The following is a 17,730-nucleotide window of genomic DNA, read 5'->3' as shown; positions in this document are numbered from 1 at the left end:
GCGTTGCAGGCCGCCGGCGGCGAGGTGATGCCGTCCTTTGGTGGCGGCGGGGGGCACGAGGTCGCGCAGACTTGCACGAACACCACGAGCCTGACCGCGGCGTACGCGAACGTCATCAACACCTATTCGGTGCCACGGCTGGACTTCGACATCGAAGGACCGATCCTGGACGACAGCACGTCCAATTCTCGACGCAATGCCGCGTTGGCCGCGCTGCAGACGCAAAATCCGGCCGTACAGGTCGAATACACGCTCCCGGTGGCCCCGAATGGCCTGCCGTCCGAGGAAATGGGACTGCTCCGGGACGCCAAAAGCAAAGGGGTGAAAGTCTCCGTAGTCAACTTGATGACAATGGACTTCGGCGACGGGGAAAGCGCCCTCAACAACGCTATTTCGGCGGCCAAGGCAACCGCGAGCCAGTTGGCGAACCTTTACGGGATCTCGGTTTCGGCCGCGTACGCGATGATTGGTCTGACTCCGATTGCCGGCAAGAATGACGACGACGAGAATTTCACCCAGGCCAACGCGAAAACACTGGAAACATTCGCTGCCAGCAATGGTGTTGCCGAGCTGTCGTTCTGGGAGATGTACAGTTTCGACAAAAAGACCGGCTACGCGTATTCGAAGATTTTCAACGCCATCACCAGCTGATCCGGCGTCCGGCCGCGTCGCCATCTCCTGATGCAGCCGCGGCCCGTCGCAGCCGACGCACGATTTTGATTGACAAATCGCTCATACAGTGAGGGTAGTGGGCATCCTAGTCGGCCGAGAGGTGCGTACGGGCGAGATCGACGATGGACGGCTCGGCCAGCGGAGTGATCAGTACGAGCTGAGCGAGTGACCCGGAAATGGTCACCGGGCGCGTCTTCGACGCGTCCAGAGCCGCGATGAACCGCCAGGCGACCAGGTTGGCGACATCCTCGCGTACGTCCGCGTCGACCCACGCGGTCGCGATCAGCGCGAACAAAGCGGCCTCGGTGACCCAGTCCTCAGGACCGAAGGCGAGGTCTATAAGGACCGCGCGACGGGTCGACTCACGCCAAGGCTGGTCGGCGTCGTGGTGGGCGATGCCAAGGCAGGCCCAGGCCTGGACGGCGCGAATCCACTCCGGCCACTGGGTCGGATCCGGTGCCGTCGGCGGATGGACGAGGACGCCGAGGAGGTCGGTCAACGGCAGGCTGGCGAGGCGTACGGCGTCGTCGAACGCGGCCGGAAGATGCCGCCATCGCCACCCGGCAAGCGATTCCAGCGCCTCCAGCGCGTTCTCGGACGGCGGCCGCACCGCGGGTTTCCCGTCCGGACGCCACACGAGATAGTCCATCGCGGCCTGCGGCACCTGCGGGTGGAACTGCGGCACCGGCAACCACGCGTCCGGCTCAGGGCGGTCAGTGATGGTGATCGTGAAGTGTGGAAGCGCGCGCTCGCAGGCAAGCAGTGCGCTCGGCGGCTCAGGGGCCGACAGCGTCAACGTCAGCGATCCGCCGTCGTCGCCAGCGCCCTCCTTTTCGATCACCTGAGCCAGAACATCGACCACGGCCTCACTGGCCGCTGGGATCGGGCCGAGCCAGTAGCGCGTACGAGCGCCCTGTTGAAGCACGTTGTCCGCGTGCCCGTTGTCCGGATGGGCGGCCACGTAGTCGGCGAGCGCCACCAGGTGGGCTGGGTCGTCGTCCCGCCGAAAGCGCATGCCGCAGGCGGTCGGGAACGCGCTCTCGTCGTCCGGATCCTGCTCAAGCGCGCGCTCCACCCATGCGAGGCCCTCCTCGGCCCGGCCGTCGCCTTCCAGTAGCTCGCCGATGTCGGTGAACAGCGCCAGGTTGCCCGGGTCGTACGACAGCGCGCGCAGCCATGCCTGTTCCGCGTCCGCGATGCGTTGCTGCGCCCGGTACGCGTAGCCCAGTGCCAGCGCCGCGTGGAACGACGGTCGCAGCTGCTCGGAGCGCAACGCGAGGTCAGCGGCACGTACCGGATCGCCCATCCGTCGTACGAACATCGACGCGCTGACGAACAGCGCTGCGGCGCTCGGATGGGCGCCGAGCGCGGCGGTGATGAGCTGCAGGTATGGCTGGAAGGGCGCCCGCCGGTCGGCGCCGACCGGGTCGGCCATCACGCCGAGCAGCCGGCCGACCCAGCCGCTGAGGTCGTCCGGGTCCAGGTGAGCCGCCAGCGCCGGGTCGAGAACCCACGGCACGGCTGCCCAGTGGCCATCCGGGTCGTGGCATTGCGCGGAAACCAGCAGGTTCAGCGCCTCGGTGGCCTGGCCGTGGGCGGCGAGCATATGCGCCCGGGCGACCACTGTTCCGAGGTACGCCGGCTGCTCGGTCGAAAACAGGTCCAGGTCGCCGAGCGTGGCGAGCAACTCGTGCGCCTCGGGCAGCGTCGGGGCGCAGACGAGCGCACGGGCCACGTGGTCGGCGGCGTGTTGGCGGTCGCCCTCGTCGAGCGCGATCCGGGCCATGCAGAGCTCGCCCTCGGCCTCCAGCCGCGGGTCGGCGACGCCTTCTGCGTTGGTCATGAGGTCGTACCCTGCCACATCCCAAGGCCCTCTCGGGCGGACGGTCCGGGGCGATGTTTGGGCAGGCAGCGCTGCACTTTAAGGGCACGTTAACCGTACTGAGGATGCTTGTCCCATCAGATTGACACGTCTTCCGGCAGGTGGTTCAGATGATGGAACGTCTACCAGTTCTTCTTCACGCTCGTGACCCGATTTCCTACGCGGGGATCAAGGGGCAGTTGGCTCCGCGTCCTGAGGTTCGGATCGTCAGCAACGACGAGTGGCAGTCCGCGCAGGTCGCGTTGGTGGTGACGGACCGGATCGATGAGACCGCGATTCGCGCTCTTCGTGGCCTGCGGGCTCGTGGGATCAACCGGTTGGTGATCATCGCGACTCAGATCGAGGAGTCGGAGCTGGTGGCGGTCGTGGAGATCGGTGTCGCCGGTCTGGTACGCCGCGCGGAGGCTACCGCTGAGCATTTGGTGACGGTGTTGAAGTCGGCCGCGGCCGGCGATGGGGCGGTGCCGCCGGATTTGCTGGGGAGGTTGCTTAACCAGGTCGGTCAGCTGCAGCGGCAGGTGCTCGGCCCGCGGGGGGTTTGACCTTCTCCGGTCTGGCGGAGCGGGAGGTGCAGGTGCTGCGGTTGGTGGCGGACGGGTTCGACACCGAGGAAATCGCGCAGAAGCTGTCGTATTCGCAGCGTACGGTCAAAAACGTGCTGCACGACGTGACCAGCCGACTGCACCTGCGCAACCGCTCCCACGCCGTCGCGTACGCCCTCAAACACGGCCTTATCTAGCCCGCAAGAAGACGGTATGGGCGGCACCCGGTTCACGGGCGCCGCCCATAGGCATGTTGGAGTTTTCTAAAACCGCCGACAAAGCCGCCATTTCGTACGTCCTCTAGCCTGTGCTTCAGTCCGCCGGTATTTCCACCGCCTGCCGGGGAGACGGGCCGAGCAGGAAGAACACCGCGATAACCGCGGTCAGGGCCAGCGTGATCCACGGGTGGATCTGGCTCAACAGGGTGGAAACGAGATATACGGCGAGGCCCAGCAGATAGCGGCGGCCGACATCGCGCCGGAACGCCGCGCTGATACCCGGAACCAGCAGGTCCCGGCGGGCGGCGTGCCGCCAGATCAGGTTGAAGGCCAGCGCGCACGCGGTCAGCGTCCCGCCGTACAGCAGCATCGCCGTACGTCCGTCCGCGTCGTTGAGGTGATGCTCGGCGACCAGTCGGGTCGGCAGTGGCAGGAACGAAACGAAAATCAGCAGGAACAGGGTTGCTCAACAGCAGCAGTTGGTCGACTCTCGCGATCGTACGGAAAAGCGTGTGGTGGTTGGCCCACATGATCCCGATCTGCAGGAAACTCGCCGCGTACGCACCGATTTGTGGCCAGGACGCCAACAACGCGGCCGCCAACGACTGACCGTGTTCCGGTTCGACGTGCACGTCCAGGATCAGCAGCGTGATGGCGATCGCCAGCACGCCGTCGCTGAAAGCCTCGAGCCGGGCCGCGTCACCGCGCTCAGCGCCTCCGGCCCACCGGGAAAATCGCCCCGAACCGTCACTCACGCCGTCTCCCACCCCTCGCGGTCAGTACCGGTTCCGGATCTTAGCGACTCCCGCCTCCGCGAACTTGACTGTGAGGTCGCGAATATCGGCTGGAGTGGCAGCTGACCTAGTTTTCCGGCGGCCGAAGTTGGGCATCGGCGACCGATGCAGTGCAACTGGTAATGCGATCAACTACAGCGGAGGCCGGCTTCTGGTCTGGCCTTGTCATCGGGGCAGCCGCGGCGGTCGCGACGAGACCTCCAGCTCCGCCAGGACGGTCCCCGCTCCCCGTTGGCGAACCTTTGACGTCCTTCGCGAACTCGGCGTTTTCGCTGACGACACGCCGATAACCACTACCAAAACGTCGATTTCGCGGCGTGGTTCAGCAAATCCTGTCCACTGCGGACGGTCGTGCCTTCCTCGGTGGCGAAGGTGAAGGTCAGGGCTTTGCGGGCCTGGTCGATCAGGTCCAGCATCGCCTGATGATCGGGCGCCTGCCCGGAAACAATGTCCAGCCGCTGAGTGCCCACACCGTCATGGATGGCACCACCTGGCGACACATACCGCCGATAGCTGACGATCCCGGGCAGCCGGCTGACCTCCCCGATTCCTTTCACCGATACCAGTGTGCCGCGCAGCCGCGGGGCCGGGGTCGCGAAGGAGAAGAAGACGCCGTCGTACCGCGGCGGCGGCAGGCGTACGTCCTCGCCGAGGGCCACCAGTGCTGCCGTACGAACGAAATCCAGGCCGGCCGCGCGCACCGAGATGCCGTTCAGGTAGCCGGCCAGCCGGCCGTTCACCTCGATGATCCGCGGCCCGTCGTTGGTAAGCTTGATTTCGGTGTGCACCATGCCGAACCGGACGCCCAGCGCTTGGATCGCGGCCGTTGTGAGGTCCAGCACCGCTGGTTTCTCGGCTTCGGGCAGGACGGCTGGCCAGAATTCACCGACCTCCCGGAAAGGCGGCAACATCGGCAGTTTCCCGGTGATCGCGAGGTGTGCGATCCGGCCGTCGCAGACGGTGCTCTCCACCGAGACGTAGTCCGCGAACGGTCCGGACGCGCGGCCGCGCAGGAAATGTTCGAGCTGCATCGGGAACGGCGTTCCGCGTTCGGCGAGCCGGCGTACCAAATCGGCGCCCGCGTGCGGGTCCTCGATCGGGTACGCGTCCCGGCTTCCCTGTCCGCGTACGGGTTTCAGGACGGCCGGCGTACCCACCAACTGTACGCACCGGTCCCAGTCGTCCGGGCCGGCGACCAGCGCGGACGGCACCGGATCGACGGCCGCCAGCCGGGCCCGCTGCAGGCTCTTGTCGGTGACCAGCGCGGCTACTTCCGGAGAATGGCCGGGAAGATCGAGCTCTTCGGTGAGGTTGGCGGTCAGTCGTACGCGCCGCTCGCGCTGAAGGTGAGTACGGCGTCCGGCCTAAGGGCACGCACCTCGTCGATGGCTTCTTCGGGGATGTGTACGCAGGTGGCCAGATCGTCGATGAGCGGTGCCATACCGTCGTTGTGATCCGATGGCGGCAGCGCGAAAACGACCTCGCCGACCTCCTTCAAGCCGGTGACGATCTCCGCCGGCGAGACAGCACCTTCGTCATAGACAACAACAACGATTCGCGGCATTTTCGCGGCCCGCCTCACGCCAGCAGGCGGCTGAACTCCGCCGCCAGCGCCGGTTCGCGGAGCAGGTCCAGCGTGGTGATCGCCGCCACCTGCATGATGGTCGCCGCCGGCAACAGAGGCGCCCAGTAGCTCCGAACGTCCTCGTGGGCGTACATGCAGACGACCGCGGGACCGGCGTAGTGCTGCGGAGTGTGGTGCTCCTGGGCGAAAAGCGCGCCGGCGAACAGCACCATCCGGCGGTAGAAATCGGCGGCCGGCAAGCCGTCCTCGAACCAGCGGAGCTCGGCCAAGTCCCGTACGACGCTGTCCAGATCGGTCAGGTCCCGACCGAGTTTGTTGCGTACGGTGCCCAGTTGAAATTCCACCAGCTCGGTGAGCCCGAGCCCGGGGTCCATTTCCGGATAGTCGCCGGACGGCCCGGCCATCACCAGCGTCGGCACGTCTTCGCCGCTTTCGGTGAGGATCCTGGCCATTTCCTGGGCGACGACCGCGCCGGAACAGAATCCGGCAAGGTGGTACGGGCCCTGCGGCTGGAAGGCGCGCAGCTCCTGAACGTAGTTCGCGGCCATGTCACGGATGGACAGGAATGGCCGGACCTTGGCCGTACGGCCGCGGTCCTGGAATCCGTAGACCGGCCGGCCCTGCCGGAAGTTCTCTGCGATAGTCCCGAAAAACTGGGCGTGGCCGGTGCCCATCGGGACGCAGTAAAGCGGCTCACGAGTGCCGTCGGCGATGATCGGCACCAACGCGGCCGGCGCGGCCGGCCGGATCGGTCGGATCGATGCTCTCCCGCCAGACCCGGCCAACCAGATCATCGGTGGGCGAGGTCGGCTGCGGCTCGTCGGCGCACAGGTGCTGGGCCAGCTCGGCCGGCGCCGGATGGTCGAAAACATCCATCGCCTTGACCTCGACACCGGCATCTCGCAGCCTTTTCACCACGTCCACCACGAGAAGTGAGTACGCGCCGAGGTCGAACACGTTCTCGTCGGCCCGCACGTCCAGGTCCAGCAGTTCCGACCACTGGGCGACCAGCAGTTTTTCTACCTGAGAGCGGTCCAAGGTCATCGATCGGTCCTTCCGGAGAGATGCAGGTCGCCGGCCGCGAGCCGGGTCAGTTCCTGCCGGTCAAGTTTTCCCGAGCTGGTCAGCGGCAGCCGGGGAACCGCCACATACCGCCCGGGCACCATGTAGCGGGGGAGTCGGGACTGTGCGTGTTTCCTTATTTGGCCTGGGAAGTCCAGACCCCCGCCAACGACACAGGCGACCAGCAGTTGGACGCCCAGCTGGTTGGTCACCACAGCGACCCCGGCATCGTCGACGTCAGCACAGTCGCGTAGCACCACCTCTATTTCACCGAGCTCGACCCGGAAGCCGCGCAGCTTCACCTGCTGGTCGGCGCGGCCGAGATATTCCAGCTCACCGCTGGGAAGTTCGCGGGCCAGGTCGCCGGACCGGTAGCAGCGGTGACCGTCCACAAGCGGAAAACGCTCGGCGGTGAGGTCTGGCCGGTTCAGGTATTCGCGAGCCACTCCCTCGCCGCTGAGCCACAGCTCGCCGGTCTCGCCGGCTGGCACCGGCAAGCCATCGTCATCGCGTACGTCGACTCGCAGATGCGCCAACGCCCGGCCAATCGGCGAGCGAACCGGCCCGGCCAGCACCTCTCCGGTGATTTCCTTCCAGGTGGCGAAAATCGTGGTCTCGGTGATGCCGTACATGTTGATGACGACCGGCCGCCGCGCTGCTGGCAGGGACTCAAGGAAGTCGCGTACCACCGGCAGATCGACCGACTCACCGCCGAAGATGAGATAGTGTACGGGCAGCGGCGGGTGTCCGGCGGCGGCATGGGCGCCTTGCAGGGCACGGAAAACCGACGGCACCTGGTTGAGCACCGTGACGCCGTGCCGGTCCACGAAGGCCAGGAAGTCCTCGGCGGAGCGGGCGATGGTGTCAGGCACGATCACCAGGGCGGCGCCGGTCGCCCAGGCGCCCCACATTTCCCAGACGGAGAAGTCGAAAGACACCGAGTGAAAGAGTGTCCACCGGTCCTGATGGTCGGTGCGTACGAGCGGCAGGGTCGCTTTCACCAGGGACAGCACGTTGTCGTGGGTGAGAACGCAGCCCTTCGGGCGTCCGGTCGAGCCGGACGTGTAAATCACGTAGGCCGGGTCGGACCCCTGGCCGGCGACACCATGCCCGGCGATGGGCGTGGGGTTGGCGCCGAAGAAGATCGCGTCCGTCTCGTCGAATCCGCAGTTTTGGGCTTGTACGGCCGATCCGACGAAGAGCCGGGCGCCGCTGCTGTCCGCACCATGTCCCGCAGACGGGTCGGTGGATTTGATGGCTCCAGCGGAAGATAGGCCGCGCCGGCCTTCAGAATTCCCAACAGGGCGGCCAAACCGGCCCTCGTACGGGAGGCTTCCAGGCACACCAGCTCGCCAGGCCGGACGCCTTTGTGGTGCAGGGCAGCGGCGATTCCGTCGGACTCGCGGTCGAGCTCGCGGTAGGTCGCGGTGCCGGACTCCTCGATAATCGCCGGATAGTCGGCACCGGCCATGACGGTGCGGCGAAACACCTCGGTGAGGGTCCGTTCGGTGATAGTCATGAGATTGCTGCTTTCTCTATTCGGGTGCGTTGTGCCCAGCGGGCAGCAGCCGGGCCAGCAACCAGGCCCAGCCCGAAAACCACCGCGAGGGCCAGCCAGCCCATCGCGTGGCATTGCCCCAGCAGGGCGGTCACCACTACCGGGCCGATGACCCGCGGGCCAATCTGGCCGAGCCGGAAAACCGCGCCGTACTGACCCTGTCGCCTTCTGGCGCAAAGGAAAATCGCATGCACCAACGGGCCGCGGAACTGCCCATCTCGCCGCCGGTGAGGGCGACGACGGACGCCACCAGGACCAGCACGGCGGCCCACACCGGCACCGCGGCCGAGACGGCCGCGAGCACGCACATGGCGATCAGGGCGACAAAAGAGATCTGGAGCGTACGCACCGCACCGGGAATCGTCTCGGCGCCGCGGGCCGCCCGGGCTTGGAAAATGACCACGAGGACCGTGTTGACGGCCAGCAGGCCAGGCACCAGCCACCGTGGTGCGGTGGTCTGGGTGACCACCCAGAGCGGCAGCCCGATCTCCAGCACGGTTTCGCTCAGCAGCGCCAATCCGCTGACCTGAGCCACCGCCAGATAGGGGAGATCGGACAGCGCGGCCAGCCGGTGGACGGAGGCGTGGACGGCGCCGGTGCCCGGAACATGCGGCAATCGCAGGTAAAGAGCCGCGGTGATGAGGGTGGTCACCGCGTATCCCCAGAACAGCCCGAAATAGGCCGCCGGAACGTTGGCGGCGACCGCCAGCCCGGCCAGCAACGCGCCCGCTGTCATCCCGATGTTGTAGATGCTGCGCAGTTGAGCGGACAGCCGGACCCGGTGCGAGCCACTCATGGTGCCGGCGATGACGGCCTCGTTCGCAACATTCCAGCCGGCGTCGGCGACCCCGAAAACCACCGCGGTCAGTAGGAAAACCCAGTAGTGACCGGCCAATGGGAAAACCGCGAGCGGGATAGCTTTGAGGACACACACCGCGACAGTGACCTCGCGCGGCCCGAGCCGGTCGGCCAGCCGGCCGATCGGGATGCCCAACGCGAGCCCGGCCAGGCCCGCCGCGGACAGCCCGGATCCCACTTGGACGCCGGAAAATCCTATGACGTGTACGAAATAGACCGCGCTGCCGGCCTGGTAGAGGCCGAGACCGATGCTGCCGAGCAACGAGGTGAGTACGAGCAACCGGCCGGCGCTGGTCTCGGCGACCAGGGTCGTACGGAGGTGCCGGACGACGACGTTTGCCATCAGCGCCGCCGCAACCGGAGCGAGGCGACCAACGCGGGGTTGAGTTTTCCCTTGTGGGTCGCGGTGACCGGCGCGAGGAACCAGGGCTGATCGGTGCCCATCAGAGCCGATCGTACGGGCACATATCCGGCGTCGGCGGCCGAGATCGCGAGGCCGGACGAGACGATGCCGTCGGTGCCGACCAGGCCCACGCCGTGCCACGGCAGCATGCAGGATCCGCCCAGATAACCGAAACCGACCGTGCCGGGCCGCGGATGGGGGGACAGTCGGACGTACGGCCTGGGCACCAGCGCCTCCTCGTAGGCCACCTCGCGGTCCGCTCGGATGGCCGCCAAATACCGGATGGCGTCCGTCCAGGCCCTGCTCAGCACCTGGCCTCTTTCCTTGCCCAGTACCGGATCCGTCACATCGAACACGTCCACGTACAGCTGGCGTGCCCAGTCCTGCGGTCGCATCGGCCGCGGTGCGGGAGGCAGGGTGACCGCGTAAACCAGGGAACGGAAAAGCGCGGCCAGTGAGGGCGAGCCGGTCCCGTCGGCAAGCCTTCGGTCGGCCTTTTCCAGTGCCCGCAACGGTGATCGCGTGACGTCGATGCCGTCGAGAGTCGCGGTGATCGTTTGTACGTGCCTGCCCACCGCGCGCAGTCGTTCGGCGACCGGGTCGGCGCCGAGCCGGTCCATCGCCAGTGCGTCGAGGTCATGGACGGTTAGCACATCGGTGCCCACCAGCTCCTGGAACTCGGCGAGTTTGGCCTGGTACGGGCGAAGCAGCTCGGTGGGGCGGGGGCGGAAATGGTTCCCGTCGGACAGCACCATGATGTGCAGGCCCGGCGGGTAAACCCGTCGGACCGCTCGCTGCAGCTCGCCGAACCGGGCGAGTGCCGCCAGTTCCCCGAAATCCGGCAGTGGGCCGGCGGTCTTGAGCCCGTTGTAGTCAAGTTTCGCCGGAAAACCGAAGGTCATCACCCGGATCGGTTCGCCACGGTCGACGAACGGCTTGATCGTCTGCTCAGCCAGCGACCACGGATAGTTGTCCCGCGATCCCTTGCGGAACTGCTTGCTCAGCAGGATTTCGTGCACTTGGCCGCCGATGGTTTCGGCTCGGTCGCGGGCCAGGCCGGCGGTCCGGTGGGCGGCCGCCGCCGTTGCCGCAAGCAGCACCGAGACAAGGAACAGCGAAGCCTCGTCATCGAGGGTGACGGCGTGAGACGCCGACGCGCGATGATCGCGCAGTTCACCCAAGGACAACTCGGCCAGCGAGCGAGCCGGCGCCGGTCCGGCCGGATCGGTCAGCCCGTTTCGGGGGGATGTCTCGAAGGTCGCCACATCCGCGGGGCGGAAGGTGAACACGGGCGTGATACCGGACCGGCGCAACGCCGGTGGGGTGAGCACGGTTGGCCCGAGAATGCCGGCACCGGTCAGTGCCCGGAAAATGTCACGGCGCTCGTTCCGCTTCGGTACGCGAAAACCGTCCGGCCGCCAGCGTCGTACACCTCCCAGCAGAACCGTCGCAGTCCGGCCAACGCCACCAACTCGCCGTCGATGACAACGGCCGGCCGAGCCGTACCAGGCTGCCGGCGGGCTTGCCGGGCGGCGGTCGCGACGTGATCCAGCACGTCCCGGAGGATCTTGTCCTGTTCTGGGCTGACCGCGTGTCCACCCCAGGCCGTGTGCGCGGTCGGACCAAGAAAACGCAGTTCCTCGTCGATCGTACGAATGATGGCGCAGCGGATCTGATCCGGCGCGAACATTGTTCGCGCCGGGATTCGCTGACCCAACCGCAGCAACGTTGATCGCAGGTTTGGCCAGCTCTGTGAGGTCCCCCCATGGTCGAAGAAGACCCGGCCGGTGGGGTGGCCGTGACCGGAGAGCTCCACCGAGACGTCCTCGGGAAGGTGCCGGTCGTAGCGATCGAGCAGGATGCGCGAAACCCGTGCCGTTGGTCGTACGACCAATTCCAACAGAACGTCCAGTGGGTCTTCGTCGGCGCAGCAGTCGGCGACCAGCCGATTGACGGCGCGTGGCGAACACGCCAGTGCGGCCAGCGAAACCGATCTGCTCACCGGGGCGGGCGCACAGTGCAGGGACAGCATCGGGTCGGCCGAGATCACGCCGTGGAGCGTGCCGTCCGCGACGGCTGAACAGGCTTTGCGCGGCATCAGTCGCGATAACCCTCTCGCTAGACTTGCCCCGCCCGCCAGAAAGCAACAGTACCAAATCATATGCCGAAGTTTCATGCCATTGTGATCTTGCTCGCCGGATCGGACCGCGCTGCAGAAAACGTTAACTCGCGGTCCTGTCACCTTCCTTGCGTATGACTGTCAGTTGCGCCTTCTGCGAGAATTCCAGCTGTGAACCGCCCTGTTCGGCAGACGACTCGCGACCTGCGTCGCCACAACCGCTCCGCGCTGCTGTCCCGGCTCTACTTGCAGGGGCCGACGAGTCGGCAGGATCTGATCGGCGCGTCCGGCCTCAGTTCGGCGACGGTGAGCAACGTGGTCGCGGACCTGATCGCGGACGGGCTGGTGATGGAGGCCGGGCTGGTGGACTCCGACGGTGGCCGGCCCCGGACGTTGGTACGGGTACGCGGCGATGTCGGCTTCGTGGCCGGCGTCGACATTGGTGAGACGCACGTCCAGATCGGGCTTTTCGACTTCATGCTCACCGAGGTGGGCACCGCGGTCTTCCCGTTGGAGACGGCCCAACCGGCCCCGGAACTGATCGCAGACCTGCTGGTCAGGGGCGTGAAAGAGGTGACTGGGCAGGTTGGCGTCGACCCGGCCGACCTGCTCGGAGTGGGGGTCGGCGTGCCCGGCGCGGTGGTGCCTGGACAGCCAGAGTTGGTGTACGCGCCGACGCTGGGCTGGTCGGGCGTACCGCTCGCCGCCCTGGTGCGCCCGCACCTGGACGCGCCGCTGCAGTTCGACAACTGCGCTCGTACGCTCGGCCAGGCCAGGCCGAGGTCTGGCGTGGCGCCGGCCAGGGCGCCCGGCGGGCCATTGTCGCGTTGCTTGGCGTCGGTGTTGGAGCCGCGCTGGTCACCGAGTCCGACTCGCTCGGCGGCGTCACCAGCACCACCAGCGAGTGGGGTCACATGGTCGTCAACATCGGCGGCCGGCCGTGCCGCTGCGGGGGTCGCGCGGCTGTCTGGAGGCGTACGTCGGCGCCGAGGCGATCCTGGACGACTACTTGCGGCTGCCGGGCGCCACCGCGTTCCGGGCGACCGGCACCGAGGCCCGGCTGGCCGAACTGATCGCCGACTCGGTCGAGCCAGGCCCGGCCGCCCAGACGCTGGACACGGCCGCCGAGGTGCTGGGCATCGGCATCGCGGGCCTGGTCAATCTGCTCAATCCGGACCACGTGGTGCTGTCCGGATGGGTGGGTCTCGCGCTCGGCCCGAAGGTCCTGTCGGCCGTCGAGGCGACCGTACGACGGCATGCGTTGCCCTACCTCGCGGGCAACGCCCCGGATCGTGGTGGGCGAGCTGGGTCCGGAGGCGGTGGCGATGGGCGCCGCGACCATGCCGGTTGTGCGGCTTTTGATGGCTGGCGGGGTAAAAGAGGTCGCGAACGGGCGTTGACCTTTGCCTGCTTTGGACTTAGCTTAAGTCAAAAGCAAAGGCCGAGCCCGCGGAGTGCCCATGCTGTCTGACGCCGCCCTTTTCATCGACGGTACGTTCCAACCGTCCCGGACCGGGCGCGTCGACGCGGTCATGGAGAAGGCCACTGACCAGCCAATAGGCAGCTATGCGCAGGCGGACGCCCAGGACGTGGATCGGGCGGTGGCCGCCGCTCGTACGGCCCAACCGGGCTGGGCCGCGTTGTCGGCGCCGCAGCGCTCAGCCTACCTCACCGCGCGCTCGCCGGCTATCTGGATGCGCGCCAGGAGGAGCTCATCGTCCTCAGCATGCGGGAGACCGGGGGGCGTACGGCTGAAGGCCGAGGACGAGGTGACGACCAGCATCCGGCAGCTGCGGATTTCGGCCGTACAAGCGGTGGAGAACGCCGGTGATGTGCTGCCGCCGTACAAGGCCGGGAAGCTGTCGCTGTCCCGGGCGGTGCCGCTGGGTGTGATTGGGCTGATCACGCCGTGGAACTACCCGATGAACCTCGCGATGCGGGCGGTGGCGCCGGCGCTGGCTTTCGGCAACACGGTGGTGCTCAAGCCGGCCGAACTGACACCGATCATTGGCGGCCAGGTGCTCGCCGAGGCCGCCGCCCACGTCGGCCTGCCGCGTGGAGTCCTCAACGTCGTCACCGGCGACGGCCCGGAGGCCGGCTGGGCGCTCGCCGAGCACCGCGGCCTGGACCTGCTCGACTTCACCGGCTCGCGTGCGGTCGGCCTCGCGATCACCGCTTCGGCCGCCGCCGACCTTCGGCCCGTACGAGTGGAATTGGGCGGAGACAACGCATTCCTGGTCTTGGAGGACGCCGACATCGACCTCACCGCGTCCTGCGCGATGGTCGCTTCGCTGGAGTTCCAGGGCCAGGCGTGCATCAGCTCCAGCCGGCACATCGTGCATCGCGCGGTGGTCGATCGCTACGTCGAGGCGGTGACTCGGCGGGTCGAGGCACTGCGAGTCGGTGACCCGCTGTCCGGCCAGGTCGAGCTTGGGCCGCTGATCAGCGCGAAGCAGCGTGATCGCGTCCATAAGGACATCGTCGAGCGGTCGGTCGCGAAGGGTGCCAGGGTGGTCGCCGGCGGTACGTACGTACGATCGGCTGTTCTACCGGCCGACTGTCCTTATGGACGTCACGCCGGATATGCCGGCGTTCACCGAGGAGATCTTCGGGCCGGTCATCCCGATCACCGTGGTCGACTCCGAGGAGGAGGCGATCGCGCTGACCAACGGCTATCCGATGCTGATGAACTCGGTGTTCACCGCCGACCTGGTCCGCGGCCTCGGCGTCGCCGAGCGGCTGCGGGCCGGCGAGGTGCACGTCAACGACGCGTACGCGCGGCACGGCGCCCACAACCAGATGTCCGGATTCACCCAACGCCAGTGGATCGGGTTGCAGCGGACCCCGCTGGACCTGCCGAGCTGGACCCGTGACCCGTTGACCGCGGGTCTCTAGGCACTTACGTTAAGCCGCGTACAAAGTCGGCCCCGTCTGTGAGGAACCGCGATATGAAGACCAGACTCGGCGCAGCGGTCGGGGCCGTTGTCGCGCTCGCCCTGCTGCTCAGCGGCTGTGGTGCCGCCTCGTCGGATGCGAAGGTCACGCTCACGATGTGGGCGTGGGATCCGAACATCGACAAGGTCGTCGCGCTCTGGAACGCCGCGCATCCGACCATCCAGGTGAAGGTGTCCAACCCAGCCGGCGGTGACCAGTTGGTCAGCAAGATGATCACCGCGCACCAGGCCAAGAACGGCCCGGACATTGGGAAAGTCGAATACCAGTCGCTGCCCGCGCTGGTGGCCGGCGGGGTCGTACGGGACATCACCGACGACACCAAGACGACGGTCAAGGATTTCGATGACGCCACCCTGAAAGCGACCCGGTTCGACGGGAAGGTCTACGGCATCCCGCAGGACAGTGCACCGCTGATGTTGTTCTACCGTACCGATGTCTTCCAGAAGTACGGCTTGGCCGTACCGACGACCTGGGACCAGTACGCGCAGGAAGCGCGGACCTTGCACCAAAAGGCACCTTCGGTGCAGATGACCAACTTCGACGCGCAGGATCCCGGCTGGTTCACCGGCCTGGTCCAGCAGGCTGGCGCGAACTGGTGGAGGCTGAGCGGCACCACCTGGCACGTCGACATCAACGACGCGCTGTCGAACAAGGTCGCGGCCTACTGGCAGGGCCTGGTGCAGGACGGGCTGGTCGCGAAGAACCCGTCCTTTTCCCCGCAGTGGAACAAACAAATGAATGATGGCAGCCTCGCGACCTGGGTTTCCGGCGCCTGGGCGCCCGCCCAGCTGGGCGGAATCGCGCCGAGCACCAAGGGAAAGTGGACCGTCGCGCCGTTGCCTTCCTGGACCGCCGGCGACACCAGCACCGGCATCTGGGGTGGCTCGGCGATGACCGTGACCACCGACTCGCAGCACCCGGCGCAGGCCGCGCAATTCATCTCGTGGTTGAACACCGACCCGACCGCTGTCACCGCGCAGATCAAGCAGATCAACATCTACCCAGCCGCGACTTCGGGCCGATCGCTGGACGTTCTCAAGAGCCCGCCGGCGTTCTTCCCCAACCAGGCCAACTACTACGACCTGGTCAAGCAGGCCGCACCCGGCGCGCACGCCTTCACGATGTGGGGGCCCAATGTGACGGTCACCTTCAGCAGCTACACGGATGCCTTCGGCAAGGCACTGCAGTTTGGTACGCCGTTCAGTGCCGCTTTGGACACCGTGCAGAGCGCGACCGTCTCGGACCTGAAAAAGAAAGGATTCACCGTCGCGTGACCACCCTCTCGCCAGTCGCCCGCCGGCGGCACTCCCGGCACCTGCTGCCGTACGGGCTGGTGCTGCCGGCGGTCGTGCTCTTCCTGCTTTTCGTGGTGGCACCAGGTATCTACGCGTTGATCCTCAGCTTCGAAAGCCGCAAGGTGACCGGCGGTCTGCTCGGCTCGACCACCACGGTGATGTTTGCTGGACTGGACAACTACGTCGGCGCGTTGAGCGACGGCGGATTCTGGGCCAGCTTGGGCCGGATGCTCGTCGTCGGGATCGTCACGGTCGGCTGCACAGTCGGCCTGGCCCTGCTTTTCGCTCTGCTGCTGGACACGCCTCGCGCCCGGCTGACCCGGTTCGCCCGACTGTCCATCTTTCTCCCGTACGCGGTGCCCGGCGTGATCGCGACGCTGCTGTGGGGCTTCCTCTACCTGCCGGCCACCAGCCCGATCGGTGGCCGCGTCATCAACTACTTCGGCGTCACCGAGGTGTATTTCACCGTCGCCAACGTGGCGATCTGGGGCTCGGTCGGCTTCAACATGATCGTGATGTACACCGCCCTGCGGTCACTGCCACCGGAAATCTACGAGGCCGCGCGGCTGGATGGCGCATCCGATCTGCAGATCGCCGTGCGGGTCAAGGTGCCGCTGCTGCGGCCGGCCATCGCGATGTGCTGCCTGTTCACGGTGTTGGCCGCGCTTCAACTTTTCAATGAGCCCAACACCTTGCGGCCACTGTCGAATGCGATCTCGTCCGACTGGGTGCCCTTGATGAAGATCTACACCGACGCGTTTGTCAACGCCGACATCTCGTCCGCCGCGGCCACTTCGACGCTGATTACGGTGGCCGCGCTGGTGGTTTCCTTGGTAGCGGCCCGAATGGTGCAAGGCCAGGTCGGCCGGGCTGGAAAGGGCGACGACTGATGGCGGTCACGGTCGCCGCGCGTACCAACGCCCTGCCGGGGCAAAATGCTGGCAACGGGCGTCGTGGACCCGCCCTGGTGCCGACCGCGGTGCTTGTCATCGGCGCTGCCTACTGCATCGTACCGGCGCTCTGGATTGTCATCGCGGCCAGCAAAACTCCGGCGCAGCTGTTCAGCAGTGCCACGTACTCGCCGTCTTTGGGTCCAGGTATCGTCACCAACGTGCGTGATCTCTCGTCGTACGACGGCGGGGTGTTCTGGCACTGGATGCTCAACAGCCTGCTCTATGCCTCGGTCGGCGGGATTCTGGCCACCGCGGTCTCGGCCGCCGCCGGTTACGCGATCGCGAAATATGAGTTCCGCGGCCGAAAGATGATTTTCAACGCCATTCTCGCCGGTGTGCTGCTGCCGCAGCAGATCGTACTGGCCATTCCGCAGTATCTGCTGTTGTCGAAGATCGGTCTGGTCGACAACTACCTTGGGGTGATCCTGCCGCAGCTTTTCAACCCGTACGGGATCTATCTGTGCCGGATTTACGCGATGGGCTCGATTCCTGACTCTCTTCTGGAAGCGGGGCGGATTGACGGGGCCAGCGAATTCCGGCTGTTTTGGTCCGTGGGCCTGCGATTGATGCGATCTGGGCTGGTGACCACGTTTCTGCTGCAGTTCGTGGTGGTGTGGAACAACTTCCTGCTGCCATTTGTCATGCTCACCAGTGATGACAAGTTTCCGCTGACCGTTGGTCTCTACAGCATGTTGCGCCATGGTGCGGACGAGGCGTCGCTCTATTCCTTGGTGATCACCGGAACTCTGCTCGCGGTGGTTCCGGTGATCGCTCTCTTCCTTTCCCTCCAACGTTACTGGCGGATCGACCTGGTGAGCGGCGCACTGAAGTGAC

Annotated in this window: 20 protein-coding genes and 4 pseudogenes; 11 read left to right on the top strand and 13 right to left on the bottom strand. The window is 66.6% G+C overall.

Annotated elements, in window-relative coordinates; genetic code table 11:
- Positions 1-3 precede the first annotated feature (3 nt).
- Complete coding sequence (locus GNX96_RS23500) at positions 4-651, top strand: glycoside hydrolase family 18 protein (RefSeq protein WP_163569733.1); 648 nt, start codon at positions 4-6, stop codon at positions 649-651.
- A gap of 106 nt (positions 652-757) precedes the next feature.
- On the opposite strand, the gene GNX96_RS23495 is transcribed toward GNX96_RS23500, so the two are convergent.
- The gene (locus GNX96_RS23495) at positions 758-2,515 is read right to left on the bottom strand and encodes a hypothetical protein (RefSeq protein WP_163569732.1); all 1,758 of its coding nucleotides are present in this window, start codon (positions 2,513-2,515) and stop codon (positions 758-760) included.
- Between the two features lie 149 nt (positions 2,516-2,664).
- Between GNX96_RS23495 and GNX96_RS23490 the strand changes: the two genes are divergently transcribed.
- Positions 2,665-3,096 (top strand): hypothetical protein, encoded by a 432-nt coding sequence (locus GNX96_RS23490; protein ID WP_279581256.1) that lies wholly within the window; start codon positions 2,665-2,667, stop codon positions 3,094-3,096.
- Entirely contained in the window at positions 3,093-3,293 is a 201-nt protein-coding gene (locus GNX96_RS54535; protein WP_390624121.1) for a response regulator transcription factor, read from the top strand. Before GNX96_RS23490 ends, GNX96_RS54535 begins: the two co-directional genes overlap by 4 nt.
- Positions 3,294-3,408: 115 nt before the next feature.
- Here GNX96_RS54535 and GNX96_RS54530 read toward each other — a convergent pair whose 3' ends face one another.
- From GNX96_RS54530 to GNX96_RS23435, 12 genes and pseudogenes are all read right to left on the bottom strand, one after another.
- Positions 3,409-3,684 (bottom strand): hypothetical protein, encoded by a 276-nt coding sequence (locus tag GNX96_RS54530; RefSeq protein ID WP_279581255.1) that lies wholly within the window; start codon positions 3,682-3,684, stop codon positions 3,409-3,411.
- A gap of 151 nt (positions 3,685-3,835) precedes the next feature.
- Positions 3,836-3,946 (bottom strand): annotated as a pseudogene (locus GNX96_RS64645) (TMEM175 family protein); the annotation flags it as partial.
- A gap of 455 nt (positions 3,947-4,401) precedes the next feature.
- Entirely contained in the window at positions 4,402-5,319 is a 918-nt protein-coding gene (locus GNX96_RS23480) for a hypothetical protein (protein ID WP_163569730.1), read from the bottom strand.
- A gap of 107 nt (positions 5,320-5,426) precedes the next feature.
- Positions 5,427-5,690 carry a hypothetical protein gene (locus GNX96_RS23475; RefSeq protein WP_279581253.1) on the bottom strand — a complete coding sequence of 88 codons (264 nt, stop codon included), beginning with the start codon at positions 5,688-5,690 and terminating at the stop codon, positions 5,427-5,429.
- Positions 5,687-6,415 (bottom strand): thioesterase domain-containing protein, encoded by a 729-nt coding sequence (locus GNX96_RS23470; protein ID WP_163569728.1) that lies wholly within the window; start codon positions 6,413-6,415, stop codon positions 5,687-5,689. The genes GNX96_RS23475 and GNX96_RS23470 overlap by 4 nt, the downstream gene beginning before the upstream one ends.
- Positions 6,387-6,737, bottom strand: coding sequence for an acyl carrier protein (locus tag GNX96_RS23465; RefSeq protein WP_163569727.1), 351 nt, complete (start codon positions 6,735-6,737; stop codon positions 6,387-6,389). Before GNX96_RS23465 ends, GNX96_RS23470 begins: the two co-directional genes overlap by 29 nt.
- A complete protein-coding gene (locus GNX96_RS23460) occupies positions 6,734-7,828 on the bottom strand; it encodes an AMP-binding protein (RefSeq protein WP_163569726.1) in 1,095 nt (364 codons plus the stop codon). Before GNX96_RS23460 ends, GNX96_RS23465 begins: the two co-directional genes overlap by 4 nt.
- On the bottom strand, positions 7,825-8,274 hold the full coding sequence (locus tag GNX96_RS23455; RefSeq protein WP_163569725.1) for an AMP-binding protein: 450 nt from the start codon (positions 8,272-8,274) through the stop codon (positions 7,825-7,827). Before GNX96_RS23455 ends, GNX96_RS23460 begins: the two co-directional genes overlap by 4 nt.
- Complete coding sequence (locus GNX96_RS23450; protein ID WP_163569724.1) at positions 8,271-8,408, bottom strand: hypothetical protein; 138 nt, start codon at positions 8,406-8,408, stop codon at positions 8,271-8,273. The genes GNX96_RS23455 and GNX96_RS23450 overlap by 4 nt, the downstream gene beginning before the upstream one ends.
- 2 nt (positions 8,409-8,410) lie before the next feature.
- On the bottom strand, positions 8,411-9,514 hold the full coding sequence (locus tag GNX96_RS23445; RefSeq protein ID WP_163569723.1) for an MFS transporter: 1,104 nt from the start codon (positions 9,512-9,514) through the stop codon (positions 8,411-8,413).
- A complete protein-coding gene (locus GNX96_RS23440; protein ID WP_163569722.1) occupies positions 9,514-10,905 on the bottom strand; it encodes an L-tyrosine/L-tryptophan isonitrile synthase family protein in 1,392 nt (463 codons plus the stop codon). Before GNX96_RS23440 ends, GNX96_RS23445 begins: the two co-directional genes overlap by 1 nt.
- 26 nt (positions 10,906-10,931) lie before the next feature.
- Positions 10,932-11,672, bottom strand: coding sequence for a hypothetical protein (locus GNX96_RS23435; protein WP_163569721.1), 741 nt, complete (start codon positions 11,670-11,672; stop codon positions 10,932-10,934).
- A gap of 369 nt (positions 11,673-12,041) precedes the next feature.
- Between GNX96_RS23435 and GNX96_RS64640 the strand changes: the two are divergent.
- The 8 genes and pseudogenes from GNX96_RS64640 to GNX96_RS23410 form a co-directional block, all read left to right on the top strand.
- Positions 12,042-12,395: pseudogene (locus tag GNX96_RS64640) on the top strand (ROK family protein); the annotation flags it as partial.
- Positions 12,396-12,520: 125 nt separating this feature from the next.
- Positions 12,521-12,595, top strand: a pseudogene (locus tag GNX96_RS64635) (hypothetical protein); the annotation flags it as partial.
- Positions 12,596-12,633: 38 nt separating this feature from the next.
- Positions 12,634-13,164: an ROK family protein gene (locus tag GNX96_RS54515; protein WP_279581251.1), complete on the top strand. Its 531-nt coding sequence runs from the start codon at positions 12,634-12,636 to the stop codon at positions 13,162-13,164.
- Positions 13,154-14,209 (top strand): annotated as a pseudogene (locus GNX96_RS23425) (aldehyde dehydrogenase family protein); the annotation flags it as partial. The gene GNX96_RS54515 and the pseudogene GNX96_RS23425, both read left to right, overlap by 11 nt.
- Positions 14,210-14,258: 49 nt before the next feature.
- On the top strand, positions 14,259-14,588 hold the full coding sequence (locus tag GNX96_RS64630; protein WP_390624120.1) for an aldehyde dehydrogenase family protein: 330 nt from the start codon (positions 14,259-14,261) through the stop codon (positions 14,586-14,588).
- A gap of 53 nt (positions 14,589-14,641) precedes the next feature.
- Positions 14,642-15,922 (top strand): ABC transporter substrate-binding protein, encoded by a 1,281-nt coding sequence (locus tag GNX96_RS23420; protein WP_163569720.1) that lies wholly within the window; start codon positions 14,642-14,644, stop codon positions 15,920-15,922.
- A complete protein-coding gene (locus GNX96_RS23415; protein ID WP_163569719.1) occupies positions 15,919-16,833 on the top strand; it encodes a carbohydrate ABC transporter permease in 915 nt (304 codons plus the stop codon). The genes GNX96_RS23420 and GNX96_RS23415 overlap by 4 nt, the downstream gene beginning before the upstream one ends.
- A complete protein-coding gene (locus tag GNX96_RS23410; protein ID WP_163569718.1) occupies positions 16,833-17,729 on the top strand; it encodes a carbohydrate ABC transporter permease in 897 nt (298 codons plus the stop codon). The genes GNX96_RS23415 and GNX96_RS23410 overlap by 1 nt, the downstream gene beginning before the upstream one ends.
- The last annotated feature ends 1 nt before the right edge of the window (position 17,730 follow it).

It is taken from the genome of Fodinicola feengrottensis (assembly GCF_010993775.1).
GTDB lineage: Bacteria > Actinomycetota > Actinomycetes > Mycobacteriales > HKI-0501 > Fodinicola > Fodinicola feengrottensis.
This window is presented reverse-complemented; position numbering and strand designations above follow the sequence as displayed.

Excerpts from the sequence above, each read along its gene's own strand:
- GNX96_RS23435 (WP_163569721.1), bottom strand. The coding sequence starts at position 11,672 with ATGCCGCGCAAAGCCTGTTCAGCCGTCGCGGACGGCACGCTCCACGGC.
- GNX96_RS54530 (WP_279581255.1), bottom strand. The coding sequence starts at position 3,684 with ATGCTGCTGTACGGCGGGACGCTGACCGCGTGCGCGCTGGCCTTCAAC.
- GNX96_RS23495 (WP_163569732.1), bottom strand. The coding sequence starts at position 2,515 with ATGACCAACGCAGAAGGCGTCGCCGACCCGCGGCTGGAGGCCGAGGGC.
- GNX96_RS23410 (WP_163569718.1), top strand. The coding sequence starts at position 16,833 with ATGGCGGTCACGGTCGCCGCGCGTACCAACGCCCTGCCGGGGCAAAAT.
- GNX96_RS23465 (WP_163569727.1), bottom strand. The coding sequence starts at position 6,737 with ATGACCTTGGACCGCTCTCAGGTAGAAAAACTGCTGGTCGCCCAGTGG.
- GNX96_RS23490 (WP_279581256.1), top strand. The coding sequence starts at position 2,665 with ATGATGGAACGTCTACCAGTTCTTCTTCACGCTCGTGACCCGATTTCC.
- GNX96_RS23420 (WP_163569720.1), top strand. The coding sequence starts at position 14,642 with ATGAAGACCAGACTCGGCGCAGCGGTCGGGGCCGTTGTCGCGCTCGCC.
- GNX96_RS23445 (WP_163569723.1), bottom strand. The coding sequence starts at position 9,514 with ATGGCAAACGTCGTCGTCCGGCACCTCCGTACGACCCTGGTCGCCGAG.
- GNX96_RS23455 (WP_163569725.1), bottom strand. The coding sequence starts at position 8,274 with ATGACTATCACCGAACGGACCCTCACCGAGGTGTTTCGCCGCACCGTC.
- GNX96_RS64630 (WP_390624120.1), top strand. The coding sequence starts at position 14,259 with ATGGACGTCACGCCGGATATGCCGGCGTTCACCGAGGAGATCTTCGGG.